Source organism: Streptomyces sp. GL_148, from assembly GCF_057834205.1.
Genome location: NZ_CM174396.1, coordinates 4,380,954 through 4,395,690, shown reverse-complemented (window position 1 = coordinate 4,395,690; position 14,737 = coordinate 4,380,954). Strand labels below are relative to the sequence as shown.

General features: G+C 70.3%; 14 protein-coding genes. 5 read left to right on the top strand and 9 right to left on the bottom strand.

Annotated features, from left to right (window positions below; all coding sequences use genetic code 11):
- Window positions 1–147 precede the first annotated feature (147 nt).
- The 5 genes from AC3IYI_RS20265 (at window position 148) to AC3IYI_RS20245 (ending at window position 4,489) form a co-directional block, all read left to right on the top strand.
- Window positions 148–1,203, top strand: coding sequence for an ABC transporter ATP-binding protein (locus AC3IYI_RS20265; RefSeq protein ID WP_489405109.1), 1,056 nt, complete (start codon window positions 148–150; stop codon window positions 1,201–1,203).
- The gene (locus tag AC3IYI_RS20260) at window positions 1,193–2,080 is read left to right on the top strand and encodes an ABC transporter permease subunit (protein ID WP_489405108.1); all 888 of its coding nucleotides are present in this window, start codon (window positions 1,193–1,195) and stop codon (window positions 2,078–2,080) included. The genes AC3IYI_RS20265 and AC3IYI_RS20260 overlap by 11 nt, the downstream gene beginning before the upstream one ends.
- Entirely contained in the window at window positions 2,077–2,988 is a 912-nt protein-coding gene (locus tag AC3IYI_RS20255; protein ID WP_489405107.1) for an ABC transporter ATP-binding protein, read from the top strand. Before AC3IYI_RS20260 ends, AC3IYI_RS20255 begins: the two co-directional genes overlap by 4 nt.
- Window positions 2,989–3,002: 14 nt before the next feature.
- Window positions 3,003–3,722, top strand: coding sequence for an ABC transporter permease (locus AC3IYI_RS20250; protein WP_489405106.1), 720 nt, complete (start codon window positions 3,003–3,005; stop codon window positions 3,720–3,722).
- Window positions 3,723–3,847: 125 nt separating this feature from the next.
- Window positions 3,848–4,489: a rhomboid-like protein gene (locus tag AC3IYI_RS20245; protein ID WP_489405105.1), complete on the top strand. Its 642-nt coding sequence runs from the start codon at window positions 3,848–3,850 to the stop codon at window positions 4,487–4,489.
- A 141-nt stretch (window positions 4,490–4,630) separates the two neighbouring features.
- On the opposite strand, the gene AC3IYI_RS20240 is transcribed toward AC3IYI_RS20245, so the two are convergent.
- The 9 genes from AC3IYI_RS20240 to AC3IYI_RS20200 all read right to left on the bottom strand — a co-directional run bounded on the left by AC3IYI_RS20240 (window position 4,631) and on the right by AC3IYI_RS20200 (window position 14,542).
- Complete coding sequence (locus AC3IYI_RS20240) at window positions 4,631–5,443, bottom strand: HAD family hydrolase (protein WP_243331240.1); 813 nt, start codon at window positions 5,441–5,443, stop codon at window positions 4,631–4,633.
- Complete coding sequence (gene serS / locus AC3IYI_RS20235; RefSeq protein ID WP_489405104.1) at window positions 5,440–6,717, bottom strand: serine--tRNA ligase; 1,278 nt, start codon at window positions 6,715–6,717, stop codon at window positions 5,440–5,442. Before serS ends, AC3IYI_RS20240 begins: the two co-directional genes overlap by 4 nt.
- Before the next feature lie 527 nt (window positions 6,718–7,244).
- Entirely contained in the window at window positions 7,245–8,180 is a 936-nt protein-coding gene (gene pheA / locus AC3IYI_RS20230) for a prephenate dehydratase (RefSeq protein WP_489405103.1), read from the bottom strand.
- A gap of 42 nt (window positions 8,181–8,222) precedes the next feature.
- Entirely contained in the window at window positions 8,223–9,464 is a 1,242-nt protein-coding gene (gene efeB / locus AC3IYI_RS20225) for an iron uptake transporter deferrochelatase/peroxidase subunit (RefSeq protein ID WP_489411597.1), read from the bottom strand.
- 71 nt (window positions 9,465–9,535) lie between these two features.
- Window positions 9,536–11,602, bottom strand: a complete 2,067-nt coding sequence (locus AC3IYI_RS20220) for a copper resistance CopC/CopD family protein (protein WP_489405102.1) — start codon at window positions 11,600–11,602, stop codon at window positions 9,536–9,538.
- 22 nt (window positions 11,603–11,624) lie between these two features.
- Window positions 11,625–12,116 (bottom strand): copper chaperone PCu(A)C, encoded by a 492-nt coding sequence (locus tag AC3IYI_RS20215; RefSeq protein WP_489405101.1) that lies wholly within the window; start codon window positions 12,114–12,116, stop codon window positions 11,625–11,627.
- Entirely contained in the window at window positions 12,113–12,766 is a 654-nt protein-coding gene (locus tag AC3IYI_RS20210) for an SCO family protein (protein ID WP_489405100.1), read from the bottom strand. The genes AC3IYI_RS20215 and AC3IYI_RS20210 overlap by 4 nt, the downstream gene beginning before the upstream one ends.
- Window positions 12,767–12,878: 112 nt before the next feature.
- A complete protein-coding gene (locus tag AC3IYI_RS20205; RefSeq protein WP_489405099.1) occupies window positions 12,879–13,613 on the bottom strand; it encodes a YcnI family copper-binding membrane protein in 735 nt (244 codons plus the stop codon).
- Window positions 13,614–13,723: 110 nt separating this feature from the next.
- A complete protein-coding gene (locus tag AC3IYI_RS20200) occupies window positions 13,724–14,542 on the bottom strand; it encodes a hypothetical protein (RefSeq protein WP_489405098.1) in 819 nt (272 codons plus the stop codon).
- Window positions 14,543–14,737: the final 195 nt, after the last annotated feature.

The window sequence follows — 14,737 nt, the reverse complement described above, 5'->3', positions numbered from 1 at the left end:
GCCCGTGCACGGACCTGTGGACAAACTTGTCCGGTACGCATCAGCCCTACGTCAGCCTTACGTCGGGGTTCGTAGTCCTGAAGGCGGAGAAAAGATCGAGCTCCAGGTCTGACGATCCGGGCTCCGTACGCCACTAACGTCGGTCACGTGACTGTCATCGCGACCGAAAGCCTGAGCAAGCGGTATCCCCGAGTGACCGCCCTCGACCGGCTTTCCTTGGACATCGGACCCGGAGTTACCGGGCTCGTGGGCGCCAACGGAGCCGGTAAGTCCACGCTGATCAAGATTCTGCTGGGACTCGCCCCCGCCACCGAGGGCACCGCCGCCGTGCTCGGACTCGACGTAGCCACCCATGGCAGCGCGATCCGCGAGCGCGTCGGCTACATGCCCGAACACGACTGCCTGCCCCCCGACGTCTCGGCCACCGAGTTCGTCGTGCACATGGCGCGCATGTCCGGGCTCCCGCCGACCGCCGCCCGTGAGCGCACCGCGGACACCCTGCGCCACGTGGGGCTGTACGAGGAGCGCTACCGCCCCATCGGCGGCTACTCCACCGGCATGAAGCAGCGCGTCAAGCTCGCCCAGGCGCTGGTCCACGACCCGCAACTGGTGCTCCTCGACGAGCCCACCAACGGCCTCGACCCGGTCGGCCGCGACGAGATGCTGGGCCTGATCCGCCGCGTCTACACCGACTTCGGCATCTCGGTCCTGGTCACCTCCCACCTGCTCGGCGAGCTGGAGCGGACCTGCGACCACGTCGTGGTCGTCGACGGCGGCAAACTGCTGCGCTCCAGCTCCACCAGCGACTTCACCCAGACCACCACGACCCTCGCGGTCGAGGTCACTGACTCCGACGCCCACCCGGACGGCACCGCCGCCCTGCGTAAGGCGCTCACCGAGGCGGGAGTGACGCTGCACGCGGGCGAGGAAGTGGGCCTGCCGGGAGCCGGTCACATCCTGCTCGTCGAGGCCACCGGCGACGCCACGTACGACATCGTCCGCGACACGGTCGCGGATCTCGGCATCGGCCTGGTCCGCATGGAACAGCGCCGCCACCACATCGCGGAGGTCTTCCGCGACAGCGACGCGGCAGCCGCCAAGTCCGCCGCCCAGGCCGCGGCGCAGTCCGCCGCGTGGGCGGCCAACATGGCCAAGGCCCAGTCCACCACCCAGCAGAAGGGAGCCGGTTCCGATGGCGCCTGACACTTCGACCCAGATCCACAACATCGGCTACCGGTCCTACGACGGTCCCCGGCTCGGCCGCTCCTACGCCCGCAAGTCGCTGTTCGCACAGTCCCTGCGCGGTGCCTACGGACTCGGCCGCTCGGCCAAGTCCAAGGTGCTCCCGATGCTGCTCTTCGCGGTGATGTGCGTTCCCGCGCTGATCCTCGTCGCGGTCGCCATCACCGTGCCCGGCTCCACCGCCCTGCCGATCAAGTACACGACGTACGCCATGACCACCCAGGTGATCGTCTACCTCTACCTGGCCTCCCAGGCGCCGCAGTCCGTCTCGCGTGACCTGCGCTTCAAGACGGTTCCGCTCTACTTCTCGCGGCCGATCGAACGCGTCGACTACGTCCTGGCCAAGTTCGCGGCCATGGCCTCGGCCCTGTTCATCCTCACCGCCACCCCGCTGCTGATCATGTGGATCGGCGCGCTGCTGGCGAAGTTCGACTTCGCCGACCAGACCAAGGGATTCGGGCAGGCACTGGTGTCGGTACTGCTGCTGTCGCTGCTCTTCTCCGGCCTCGGCCTGGTCATGGCCGCGCTCACCCCGCGCCGCGGCTTCGGCGTCGCCGCCATCATCGCCGTGCTCCTGATCCCCTACGGCGCCGTGTCGGTCGTCCAGGCCATCGCCCACGAGACGGGCTCGACCGGGGTCATCGAGTGGCTGGGCCTGTTCTCCCCGATGAGCCTCATCGACGGTCTGCAGACCGCCTTCCTCGGCGCCGACTCCGGCTTCCCCGGCAGCGCGGGCCCCTCGGGCGCCGTCGGCTTCGTCTACCTGCTCGTCATCCTCGGCCTCATCGCCGGCTCCTACGCCGCGCTGATGGCCCGCTACCGGAAGGCCGGGCTGTGAGCATCATCGACATCGACCACACCTCCCGCTGGTTCGGGAACGTCGTCGCCGTCAACGACGTGACCATGCGTATCGGTCCCGGAGTCACCGGTCTGCTCGGCCCCAACGGCGCCGGCAAGTCCACGCTCATCAACATGATGGGCGGCTTCCTCGCCCCCTCCACGGGCACCGTCACCCTCGACGGCGCCCCGATCTGGCAGAACGAGCAGGTCTACAAGCAGATCGGCGTCGTGCCCGAGCGCGAGGCCATGTACGACTTCCTCACCGGCAAGGAGTTCGTCGTCGCCAACGCCGAACTGCACGGTCTCGACGAGGCGGCCGCCCAGCGGGCCCTGGCCACGGTCGAGATGGAGTACGCGCAGGACCGCAAGATCTCCACGTACTCCAAGGGCATGCGCCAGCGCGTGAAGATGGCCTCCGCCCTGGTCCACGACCCGTCGGTGCTCCTGCTCGACGAGCCGTTCAACGGCATGGACCCGCGCCAGCGGATGCAGCTCATGGAGCTGCTGCGGCGGATGGGCGACGACGGCCGCACCGTGCTCTTCTCCTCGCACATCCTGGAGGAGGTCGAACAGCTCGCCTCCCACATCGAGGTGGTCGTCGCCGGCCGGCACGCCGCCTCCGGCGACTTCCGCAAGATCCGCCGCCTGATGACGGACCGCCCGCACCGCTACCTCGTCCGCTCCTCCGACGACCGGGCCCTCGCCGCGGCCCTGATCGCCGACCCGTCCACGGCCGGGATCGAGGTGGACCTCAAGGAAGGCGCCCTGCGCATCCAGGCCGTCGACTTCGGGCGCTTCACCGAGCTGCTGCCGCGGGTCGCCCGCGCGCACGGCATCCGGCTGCTGACGGTCTCGCCTTCCGACGAGTCCCTCGAGTCGGTCTTCTCCTACCTCGTCGCGGCCTGAAGGAGCTGGCACCCATGTACAACCCCACCGTTGCCCGGCTCACCTACCGGGCCCTGCTCGGCCGCCGTCGCGCACTGATCCTCTGTGCGCTGCCCGTCCTGCTGATCGCCATCTCCATCGCGGTCCGTGCCTTCACCGGCCTCGACGACAAGGTCGCCGCCGACCTCCTCGGCGGCTTCGCCCTGGCCACGATGGTCCCGCTGATCGGCGTCATCGCCGGCACCGGTGCCATCGGCCCGGAGATCGACGACGGCTCGATCGTCTACCTGCTCTCGAAGCCGGTGAAGCGCCCGACGATCATCATGACGAAGCTGACCGTCGCGATCGCCGTCACCATGGTCTTCTCCGCGATCCCCACCCTGATCGCCGGCTTCATCCTCAACGGCAACGGCCAGCAGATCGCCGTCGCCTACACCGTCGCCGCGCTCGTCGCCTCGGTCGCCTACAGCGCTCTGTTCCTGCTGCTGGGCACCGTCAGCCGGCACGCGGTCGTCTTCGGCCTGGTGTACGCCCTGATCTGGGAGTCGCTCTTCGGCAGCCTCGTCGACGGCGCCAAGACCCTCAGCGTCCAGCAGTGGTCGCTGGCCCTCGCACAGAAGGTCGCGGGCGAGGGGTACGTGGACGCCACCGTCGGGCTGCCCACCGCAGTGATCCTGCTCGTCGTGGTCACCGTCGGCGCCACCTTCTACGCCGGACAGAAGCTCCGCCGCCTGACCCTGGCGGGCGAGGAGTAGGACCTCTGTACCGGCGTCCGTAGCGGCGTTCACACCGGCGTCCGTACCGGATGTTTCACGTGAAACAGTGCCCCGCCCGGCCCACCGGCCAGGCGGGGCACAGCTTTGCGCGAGATCATCGGGGCATGATCGAGTACACCGAGCCCGAGCCGTCCAGGCCAGTACGGTCCTGGATACGTTCCGCGCCCGGCACTCACATCTGGCTGCTGATCATCGTGGTCACCAGCGTCGTGGTCGTGATCGTGCCCGACCATCTCGAACACGTCCTGCTCCACCGCAACAGCAGCAACATCCACGAGCTCGCCCGGCACCCCATACGGGCGCTGCTCAGCAGCGCGTTCTGGATCGAGGACCCGGCCTCGCTCCCGCTCTACTTCGTCCTCTTCGAGATCTTCCAGGCCAATGTCGAGCGCTGGCTCGGCACCCTGCGCTGGCTCTTCATCATCGCGACCGGACACATCACGGCCACGCTGATCAGCCAGAAGCTGGTCCTGATGGCCATCCAGGACCACCGCGCCCCGCGCAGCATGGTCCACGTCGTCGACATCGGCGTGAGCTACGGACTCGCGACCGCCGTCGGGGTGCTGATGTACCGCCTGCCCGGCCCCTGGCGCTGGCTCTACCTCGCCGGCTCCGTGGCCTTCTTCGGACTCCCGCTCGTCTCCGACGGCACCTTCACCGACTTCGGCCACGCCATCGCACTGGCCGTCGGCCTCCTGGCCTGGCCGCTGACCCGGCACCCGAACCCGAGCCGGATCCACGTCTGACGCACGGAAATTCACTGGTACGAGGCGTGCGGCGGAGGCAGAGTGAGCCGTGCGGGGAGCAACAAGAAGGTCCGGAACAGCCACTTCGAGCGCGCCTCGCGGCGCGGGCCGTTCCGGACCTTCCGTTCGTCTTCCGCTCGGTTACGCGGCGCCCAGCAGACGCTCCAGGACCACGGCGATGCCGTCCTCCTCGTTGGAGGTGGTGACCTCGTCCGCCACCGCCTTGAGCTCCGCGTGCGCGTTGGCCATCGCCACTCCGTGCGCGGCCCAGCCGAACATCGGGATGTCGTTGGGCATGTCGCCGAAGGCGATCGTCTCGGCCGCCTTCACCCCCAGCCGGCGCGCGGCCAGCGAGAGGCCGGTGGCCTTGCTCAGCCCCAGCGGCAGGATCTCCACGACACCCGGACCGGCCATGACGATGCCGACCAGGCTGCCCACGGTCTGCCGCGCCACCTGGACGAGGGCGTCCTCGTCCAGCTCGGGGTGCTGGATGTACAGCTTGTTCAGCGGGGCCGACCACACCTCGGAGGTGTCCTCCAGGTAGAGCGCGGGAAGGCCCTCCTGGACCTGGTAGCCGGGGCCGAAGAGCACTTCGCCCTCGACTCCGTCCCGGCTGGCGGCGATCGCCAGCGGACCCACCTCGGCCTCGATCTTCTCCAGCGCCAGCGCGGCCAGCTTCCGGTCGAGCGTCACCGAGGTCAGGAGCCGGTGCGCGCCCGCGTCGTAGACCTGCGCGCCCTGTCCGCAGACCGCGATGCCCTTGTAGCCGAGGTCGTCGAGGACGTGCCGGGTCCACGGCACGGCGCGGCCCGTGACGATGATGTGCGCTGCGCCCGCCGCGGTGGCCGCGAGGAGCGCCTCACGGGTGCGTTCCGAGACGGTGTCGTCGCCGCGCAGCAGCGTCCCGTCGAGGTCGGTCGCGACGAGTTTGTACGGGAACGGGGCCGGGCTCACTTGGTGATCGGCTCCAGGATTTCCCGACCGCCCAGGTAGGGCCGCAGCACCGGGGGAACCCGGACCGTGCCGTCGGCCTGCTGGTGGTTCTCCAGGATCGCGACGATCGTGCGCGGGACCGCGCACAGCGTTCCGTTCAGCGTGGACAGCGGAGCGGTCTTCTTGCCGTCGCGGTAGCGGATCGACAGACGGCGGGCCTGGAAGCCGTCACAGTTCGAGGCGGAGGTCAGCTCGCGGTACTTGCCCTGGGTGGGGATCCACGCCTCGCAGTCGAACTTGCGGGAGGCGGAGGCGCCCAGGTCGCCGGTGGCGACGTCGATCACCTGGAAGGGCAGCTCCAGGCTGGTCAGCCACTGCTTCTCCCAGTCCAGGAGACGCTGGTGCTCGGCCTCGGCCTCCTCCGGCGCGACGTACGAGAACATCTCGACCTTGTCGAACTGGTGGACGCGGAAGATGCCGCGGGTGTCCTTGCCGTACGTTCCGGCTTCGCGGCGGAAGCACGGGGAGAAGCCGGCGTAGCGCAGCGGCAGCTTGTCCGCGTCGATGATCTCGTCCATGTGGTACGCGGCGAGCGGGACCTCGGAGGTGCCGACCAGGTAGAGGTCGTCGTTCTCCAGGTGGTACACGTTCTCCGCGGCCTGGCCGAGGAAGCCGGTGCCCTCCATGGCGCGCGGGCGGACCAGCGCCGGGGTGAGCATCGGGGTGAAGCCGGCCTCGGTGGCCTGTGCGATGGCCGCGTTGACGAGCGCGAGTTCCAGCAGGGCGCCGATACCCGTGAGGTAGTAGAAGCGCGAGCCGGACACCTTGGCGCCGCGTTCGACGTCGATGGCGCCCAGGGACTCGCCGAGCTCGAGGTGGTCCTTGGGCTCGAAGCCCTCGGCGCCGAAGTCGCGGATCGTGCCGTGCGTCTCCAGGACGACGAAGTCCTCCTCGCCGCCGACGGGCACGTCCGTGTGGACGACGTTGCCGAGCCGCAGGAGCAGCTGCTTGGCGGCTTCGTCGGCCTCGTTCTGCTCGGCCTCGGCGGCCTTCACGTCCTGCTTGAGCTGATCGGCCTTCTTCAGCAGCTCGGCCCGCTCCTCCGGAGAGGCCTTGGGGATGAGCTTGCCGAGCGACTTCTGCTCGTTGCGGAGTTCGTCGAATCGCATGCCGGAGGACCTGCGGCGCTCGTCTGCGGAGAGCAGTGCGTCGACGAGGGCGACGTCCTCTCCACGGGCGCGCTGCGAGGCGCGGACACGGTCAGGGTCTTCACGGAGCAGCCGGAGGTCAATCACCCCACCAGGCTACCGGGCCGGGCTTCAGGGGATCGCACCGATATCACGCTGCGTGTCGCTTTGTCCTAATTGCCGCGAATGGAAAACTTCCGGCGAGAGACTGGAACCGGTCCTTCCGTTGAGGGTAATAAAACTGCCCCCTTTCCCTGAAAGGGGGCACAACGGCAGCGATCGGGCAGCCTCTGAGCAGGAGGGGAGGGTCTTCCTTGTCCACAGGAATTCCCCAGGCGACCGGCTTATCCACAGGCTGTGCGCCGGATCTGTGGACACAGGAATAGATCAATCTCGACGGTGGGGCCCGCGGGCCCAATCAGGGTTCAAACCACCCTGACACACTCATTCGGGTGGGAATGACTCGCCCCAAAGAGTTGATCGGTGATACGGGGGTGACAGCGTTCACCTCCCGCTCGTCAGCGCGAAACCTGTGCCACCCGGCCGATTAGTCGACCTTGTCGTGCTGCTCTGTCGACTTGTCCCCAGGCTGGCACCGCTCCCTGTGGATAACTCTGTGGACAGTGGACAGAGCGTTAGGGGCGCCCGTCGAGGCAACGCGTCAGCCAGTCCGAGGCAGCGGTGAAGTCGGCGTCGGAGGTGCCGGACCGGGCGGCCTGGACGTCACCCTGAGCGACGCCGGCGCGCGGGTAGGAGCCGAGGAACCGGATCTGGGGGCAGGTGCGCTTGAGGCCCATGAGCGCCTCTCCGACCCGGCGGTCGGAGATGTGGCCTTCGGCGTCGACGGCGAAGCAGTAGTTGCCGATCCCCTCACCCGTGGGCCGGGACTGGATCAGCATCAGGTTCACCCCGCGGACGGCGAACTCCTGGAGCAGCTCCAGCAGCGCGCCGGGGTGGTCGTCGCCCAGCCACAGCACGACGGAGGTCTTGTCCGCGCCGGTCGGCGCGGCCGGCCGGGCAGGACGCCCGACGAGCACGAAGCGGGTCTCCGCGTTCTGCGCGTCGTGGATCTCGGTGACCAGCGGCACCAGCCCGTAGGTGGCGGCCGCGAACTCGCCCGCGAAGGCGGCGTCGAAGCGGCCCTCCTGGACCAGCCGGGCACCGTCGGCATTGGACGCCGCGGACTCCCACAGGGCGTCGGGCAGGTTCGACCGCAGCCAGTTGCGCACCTGAGGCTGGGCGACCGGGTGCCCGGTGACGGTCTTGACGTCCGAGAGCTTGGTACCGGGCCGCACCAGCAGTGCGAACGCGATGGGGAGCAGCACCTCGCGGTAGATCATCAGCGGTTCGCCGGAAGCCAGCTCGTCCAGGGTCGAGGTGACCCCGCCCTCCACCGAGTTCTCGATCGGGACCAAGGCCGCCGCGGCCTCGCCGTTGCGCACGGCGTCCAGGGCGGCCGGTACCGAAACCATCGGGACGAGCTCCCGGGTCGCGGCTTCGGGGAGGGTGCGAAGGGCGGCTTCGGTGAACGTGCCTTCGGGACCGAGATAGGTGAAGCGGGTGGCCGACATGCGATCAGCCTAATGCCGGGGCCCGGACGCCACCTGGGTTGTTCACCCTTCGAGCAGCCGCTGACCCACGTACTCCCCGGGGCGCGCGCCGGGCGGCACCGCGTACAGGCCGCTCGACTCGTGCCGGATGAATTCCGACAGGGCGTCGCCGCGGTCGAGCTTGCGCTGGACGGGGACGAAACCGCGGGACGGGTCGGCCTGCCAGCAGATGAAGAGCAGCCCCGCGTCGGGGGTCCCGTCGGCGGCGATCCCGTCGTGGAAGGAGAAGGGGCGTCGGAGCATGGCCGCGCCGCCGTTCTGCGCGGGTGCGGAGATCCGGGCGTGCGCGTTGGAGGGGATGACCGGCTTTCCGTCGGCGCCGATCTTGTCGAGGGCCATGGCGGTGGTCTCGCCGCCTCCGGTCAGGGGGGCGCCGGTGGCCTTCGTACGGCCGATGACCTGCTCCTGCGCGGCCGGCGACTGCTGGTCCCAGGAGTCGAGGAGCATCCGGATACGGCGTACGACGGCGTACGAGCCCCCGACCATCCAGGCGTGCTCCGGGGGCACCGTCCCCTGGACGAAGATCCGCTGGTCGAAGTCGGCTTCGGTGGGCTTCGGATTGTTGGTGCCGTCGACCTGGCCCATGAGGTTGCGGGCTGTCATCGGGGAGGCGGTGGCGCCCGGAGAGCGGTTGAAGCCGTTCATCTGCCAGCGCGGCCGGGCCGCCTCTCCGGCGTCCTTCTGCAGGGCGCGCAGCGCGTGGAAGGCGACCAGCGCGTCGTCGGAACCGATCTGCACCCATAGATCGCCGTTGCTGCGCCCGGCATCGAGCCGGTCGGCGGAGAAGCCCGGCAGCGGGTCGAGGGCGGCGGGACGGCGCGCGGTGAGGCCGGTGCGATCGAAGAAGGAGTGGCCGAAGCCGAAGGTCACCGTCAGGGAGGAAGGGCCGGCGTCGAGGGCGATGCCGGTGTCGGCGACGGGTGCGGTCTCGCCCGCGGTCAGCCGCCGCGCGGTATCGGACCAGCGCCGCATCAGGGCGGCGGCCTCGGTGCGCCCGGCACCGGGCGCCAGGTCGAAGGCGAGGACGTGCCCCTTGGCCTGGAGGGGCGTGGTGATGCCGGCCTGGTGATCCCCGTCGAAGAGGACCCGGGTGGCGCCGAGGCTGCCGGGAGCGCCGACGGAGTCCGCAGTCCCGGACCCCGACGCCTCGGACTGTACGAGGGCCCCGCCGGCGGCGCCGAGCGCGAGCCCGGCGGCGCCCGCGGCGCCGACCGTGCCCAGCAGGCGCCGCCGGGAGATCTCGATGCCGGGGACTTCCGTGGTGGTCTGGGTGCTCTGGGTGCCCTCGGTGGGTGCGCTGTTCTGGGTCACGCTGGTCAGCCGATCTTCACGTTCTTCTGGACGGTCGTCTGGTCGATGTCGGAGGTACGGATGGTCACGTCGATCCGCCAGTCGCCGACCAGCGGAAGCTGGACGCCCGATGCGGTCCAGTGCCCGGGAGCGGCGCGCTCGGGGAGGACCGGAAGCGGGCCGATCTCCTTGGCCTCCAAGGTGAACGACACCTTGAGCTCGGGCAGGTCGAGCGGTTTGCCGTCGGGGGTCTCCGCCCACACGTGGAGCGTGTTCGCACCGATACGGCCCGGGTCCAGCTGGAGCCGGACCGAGCCCTTGCCGTTCTGACCGCCGGTGTCGAAAGGCAGAGTGACCTTGACCGCGCGGTCGGGAACGGCGGTGGCGGTGGAGCCGCGACCCGCCTCCAGCTCCGCGGCACGGCCGGGCTCGGTGCTGGTGAGGATGGTGGTGACGGCCAGCAGGACCACGGCGACGCCCGCCTCGGCGAGCACGGACCTGCGCAGCCCGGCGCGGTCCGGGTCGGCATCGCGCGCCTGCTTCTCCCGCGCGGTGCGCCGGGCGTCACTCTGGCGGGCGAGCTGCGCTGCGCGCCGGGGGTCGGAGGCGGCGGTGTCGGAGGCGGCGGGGATGTCGGAGGCGTCGGGCACGGCGGTGGCGGCCGGGGTGACGGTCACGGGCGATGTTTCACGTGAAACATCGGGGGCGGGCCCCTCGGCCAGCCTCGAGGTCCACTTCCGGGAGGTGTAGGCGATGGCGACGACGAGGGCGACGAGGCCGATCTTGACGAGCAGCAGTCGCCCGTAATCGGTCCCGGTCAGCGCGGACCAACTCCCGACCTGACGCCAGGCCTGGTAGGTGCCGGTGCAGGCCAGGACGAGAACGCTGGTGAAGGCGACGGTGGAGAAGCGCCGGATCGCCGTGCGCTCGATCCCCGGGACCTTGTGGAGTGCGACGAGCAGTGCGGTGAGTCCGCCGAGCCACGTGGCGACGGCCAGCAGGTGCAGGATGTCGACGGGCATGGCGAGGGCGGGCTGGATGCCGGTGGAGGCGTGCTCGGACAGCGCCCAAGTGGCCGCGATACCGCCGGCGACGACGGTCCCGCCGATGCCGAGCCCGAAGACGAGGTCACTCTCCCCCTTGGCGTCCTCTTCGGAGACCTCCGAGGTGCCGGGGCCGTCGGATCCGTCCGAGCCGTCCGACCCCTCCGAGCCGTCCGACCCCTCCGAGCCGTCCGACCCCTCCGAGCCGTCCGATCCGTTCGACGCGTGCCGCCGGGCATAGGAGCCGAACAGGACCGTGATGAACAGTGCGGCGGCGCCGAGGAGAAGCAGCCGCGAGACGAGCGAGGCCCCGGACTTGGTCTCCAGGACGGCCTTCAGCCCGGTCAGGTCGAAGGCGTCGGCGAAGTTCCCCGACCCGGTGTACGGGTTGCGGAGCAGCAGCATCACCAGTGTGGCCACGGTGAGCGCGACCCAGGCCCGTACGACCAGCTTCTGCATCGGCCGCTGCGCGGCGCCCCGGCGCCAGCACAGGAGGATGAAGGCGGCGGCGCCGACGAGCACGGCGAACCCGGCGTAGGCCACGTAGCGCGCGATGCCGTAGGCGACGGCGACGGGCCCGTCACCCGCCGTCCGTGAGGGAAGGGAGACGGCGGTCTCGGAGGGGGCTCCGATGGAGAAGGTGAAGGCGCCGGAGATCGGGTGGCTGTCCGCGGATATGGCCTGCCAGGCGACGGTGTAGGTGCCGTCCGGCAGCCCCGGGCGCAGGGCGGTGCCGTAGCGGATGATGCTCCCGCTGCAGAGGTCGCGCAGTTCGCCGGTGTCGACCCGCTTGCCCCGGGGATCCAGGACGCGGATGGAGTCGCCGTTCATGGCGACCCCCTCCGAGAAGGAGAGGGTGATCTGGGCGGGCGCCGTGGCGACCACCGCCCCGTCCGAGGGGTCGCTCGCGGTCAGCGCGGCGTGTGCCGAGGCCGGCGCGGCAGCGGCGAAGAAGGCTGCCAGCAGAGCGGCGAGGACCAGCGTGAGCCGCGGCAGGAGTGCCGTGGCACGGACGCGGGCCGTCGATGGGGTCGGGGCGGTGGCCGTCATGGCGTGTCAGTCCCTCGGTCCGTCAGTGGGCGGTGCCGTCGGTGGATGTCGGAGCCTTGTACGTCCGCTCCTTGACGTCCAGCTCGACCTTGACCGGGCCGGACTTCTCGAAGCGCAGTTCGATGGTGACCCTGTCGCCGACCTTGGGGGTGTTCTTGAGCCCCATGAACATGACGTGGCTGCCGCCGCGCGCCAGCTTCAGCTCGCCGTTCGCGGGCACGTCCATGGACTGGACCTGCTGCATCTTCTGATCCTTGGTCTCGTGGATCTGCAGATCGTCGGAGAGCGTGCTCGTGGCGCCGGTCAGCTTGTCGGCCGTCTTGGAGTCGTTCTTGATGACCATGAACGCGCCGGCCATCTCGTCGTTCACGGGCTCCGGCATGTAGCCGCCGCTGACCGTCAGCCTCGGCGCGATGCCGGAAGCGGACTCGGACTCCGAGGAGCAGCCGGATATGGCGAGCGCGGCCGTCAGGGAGAGGGCGGCGGCGAGGGTGCGGGTGGTGCGGGTGTTCACGGGTTCTCTCCCTTGACGATCTTCGGCAGGTCCTTGGTGTAGCCATCGACGGTGGTGCTCTCGCCGTAGAGGAGGTATCCCTCGTCGGTCTTGGGCGAGAAGGCGATGACCTGGGCGCCGTGCATGGAGACGACGTTGCCGTCGGCGTCCGTCTTGGCGGCCTCGATACCGATGCCGAGCGTGCGTGCGGCGGCCTGGATGGTGGCGAAGTCCCCGGTCAGCCCGGTGAATGCCGGGTCCAGGCCCTTGAGCCACGAGCCGAGGGACTCGGGAGTGTCCCGTTCCGGGTCGGTGGTGATGAAGACGACCTGGAGCTTGTCCTGGTCGGCCTTGGGAAGTGCCTTCTTGGCGACGGCGATGTTGCTCATCGTCAGGGGGCACACGTCGGGGCAGTGGGTGTAGCCGAAGTAGATGAGCGTCGGCTTGCCCTTGGTCTGCTCGCGCAGGTTCCACGGCTTGCCGGTGGTGTCCGTGAGGACGGCGTCCGGCTTGTCGAAGGGGCGGTCGAGCACGGTGGCGGAGCCGGCTTTCGCCTGGCTCTCGCTGATCTGGGTGACCTGGCCGTTCTCGGCCGGTTCACCACCGCAGGCGGTGAGGGTGAGGGCGGCCGCCGCCACGAGGGCGGCGAGCGTCACACGTGTGGTGCGCATGGGAAAGTCCCTGGGATCGGGGGTGGTACGGGTGGATCCGCGAGCCCGGCCGGCCCGGATGACCGGCCGGCTGCGCGGGATCGTCAGGTCAGGGGGTCAGGGGGTCAGGGGGTCAGGAGGCGCGGCGGCGCGAGGCGACGCCGAAGGCCACGCCGCCGAGTCCGATGACGATGCCGGCGATGCCGAGGGCCCGCGCGGTCGTGTCGGAGCCGCTCTTGGCGGCGGCTGTGTCGTGGCCGTCCTGGCCGTCCTTGTGGCCGGCGTCGGAGTTCTTCGCCTCGTCCGCGGGCTTCTTGGCAGGGTCGTGGTGGTCAGCGCCGGCGGCGGTCAGCTTCAGGACGGGCGCCGGGGCCTGCGGTTCGGCGGCGCCCTCCTTGGGCTCCTCGATCCAGCGGACGACCTCGCCGTTGTCGTAGGTCTGGATGGCCTTGAAGACCATCTGGTCGGCGTTGTCGGGCAGCTTGCCGACGGAGACCGGGAACTGCTGGAACTTGCCGGCCTCGATCTTGCCGCCGGACCAGGTCACCTTGGTGACGACCTCGTTGACCTGCTTGCCGTGCACGGTGAGCGGCTTGTCGAGCTTGGTCTTCTCGACGCTGGACGTCCAGCCGGGGATGTCCTGCGGCATGACGGACGTGAGCGGCTGGTCTACGGGGAAGTTGACCTCGAGCTGCGTGGTCGCAGCGTTGTCGCGCTCGTTGGGGACCTTGAAGTTGAGCGTCGCGTAGCCGCCCTTGGCGGCCTCCCCGACGGGCTGCACGCCGACGTGGGCGAAGGCGGTACCGGAGAGGAGGAGGACGGAACCGGCGGCGAGGGCGGCGGCGAAGGAGACGCGAGAGGTCTTCACGGCAGAAACACTCCACGGAAGCAGTGGTGACGGTGGCTCCGCGCGCGGCGCGCACGGAGTTCGCGGCACCGGTGCTCCCGTCGTGAGTCCCGGGGAGGAGAGGTGCCGCTTCAGGCTGCGAGGGCGAATGCCGTGGGCGGCCCGCGCCTGATCACCGTGTGCTGGAGTGCGTCCCGGCCCGTGGAGAGGGCGGGGCCGGTCCCGTCGCCCGCTGCCCGCGGGGTACGGGCGGGCCGGCCCGGAAGGCCCGCGCCGAGGGCTCGTACGTAGGCCAGTGCGGCACGCAGCGGGCGTACCGGTCCGGCTGCGGCGGAGAGCCTGGACAGTTCGAGGAGACGGAACAGCGCGGCGTCGCCGCGCCCGAGCAGCCAGCCGGCGGCGAGTGCGGCCAGCAGGTGCCCGATCAGCATGGTCGGGCTGAACAGCCCGACCAGTCCGGTGGCCGGCTCGACGAGGCCCTGCCCCAGGTGGGCGTGAGCCATGTGCCCCTGTGCCTCGGCCTGCGCGGCGACGGCGTCCGGGTCCAGCCCGGCGCTCTCCAGGATCCGCCGGGCATCCGACGGGTGGATCGGGACGGAGTTGCCCCCGCACACCAGTTGGGCGGCCAGCGCCGCGAGCGAGGTCTCCGAGGAGGTGCCGCCGCCCGCCGGGACGTTGTGCTGGCCGAGGCCGAACACCGTGTGCAGCGCGAGCTGTCCGCCCGCCAGCGCGGCGGCGATGCCGGGCAGCGAGCGGCGGCGTCCCGCGAGCGGGGCCGCACCTGCGAAGACGGCGAGGAAGCCGGCGCAGAGGGACCACCAGGGCACCGTCGCGCAGGAGGCCAGTGCGTGCCCGGACGCGGACAGCACGACACAGACCGCGGTGAACACCGCGGCCCGGATCAGCCTGAGGCCGGGTCCGGCCTGCGTCGCGTGGGGGGATGCAGTCATGGCCGGGCCATCATCGCACTGGCCTTAGGCGCCGCATACGGCAGGTGCGACAGCAGGTTTGCATTCCCGCGGACGGATCCCGGGCTTGGGTCCGTGCACACACCCGGGCACTCCCCCGCCCGTACCGCATACACCGCCGCCCGGGAGCGCCGCATCGGCCGAACGAGGGCTCTGTCGGCCCTCGGGGGCTTAGCC

Excerpts from the sequence above, each read along its gene's own strand:
- AC3IYI_RS20210 (WP_489405100.1), bottom strand. The coding sequence starts at position 12,766 with ATGCGCACCACACGTGTGACGCTCGCCGCCCTCGTGGCGGCGGCCGCC.
- pheA (WP_489405103.1), bottom strand. The coding sequence starts at position 8,180 with ATGTCGGCCACCCGCTTCACCTATCTCGGTCCCGAAGGCACGTTCACC.
- AC3IYI_RS20250 (WP_489405106.1), top strand. The coding sequence starts at position 3,003 with ATGTACAACCCCACCGTTGCCCGGCTCACCTACCGGGCCCTGCTCGGC.
- AC3IYI_RS20200 (WP_489405098.1), bottom strand. The coding sequence starts at position 14,542 with ATGACTGCATCCCCCCACGCGACGCAGGCCGGACCCGGCCTCAGGCTG.
- AC3IYI_RS20260 (WP_489405108.1), top strand. The coding sequence starts at position 1,193 with ATGGCGCCTGACACTTCGACCCAGATCCACAACATCGGCTACCGGTCC.
- AC3IYI_RS20245 (WP_489405105.1), top strand. The coding sequence starts at position 3,848 with ATGATCGAGTACACCGAGCCCGAGCCGTCCAGGCCAGTACGGTCCTGG.
- AC3IYI_RS20220 (WP_489405102.1), bottom strand. The coding sequence starts at position 11,602 with ATGACGGCCACCGCCCCGACCCCATCGACGGCCCGCGTCCGTGCCACG.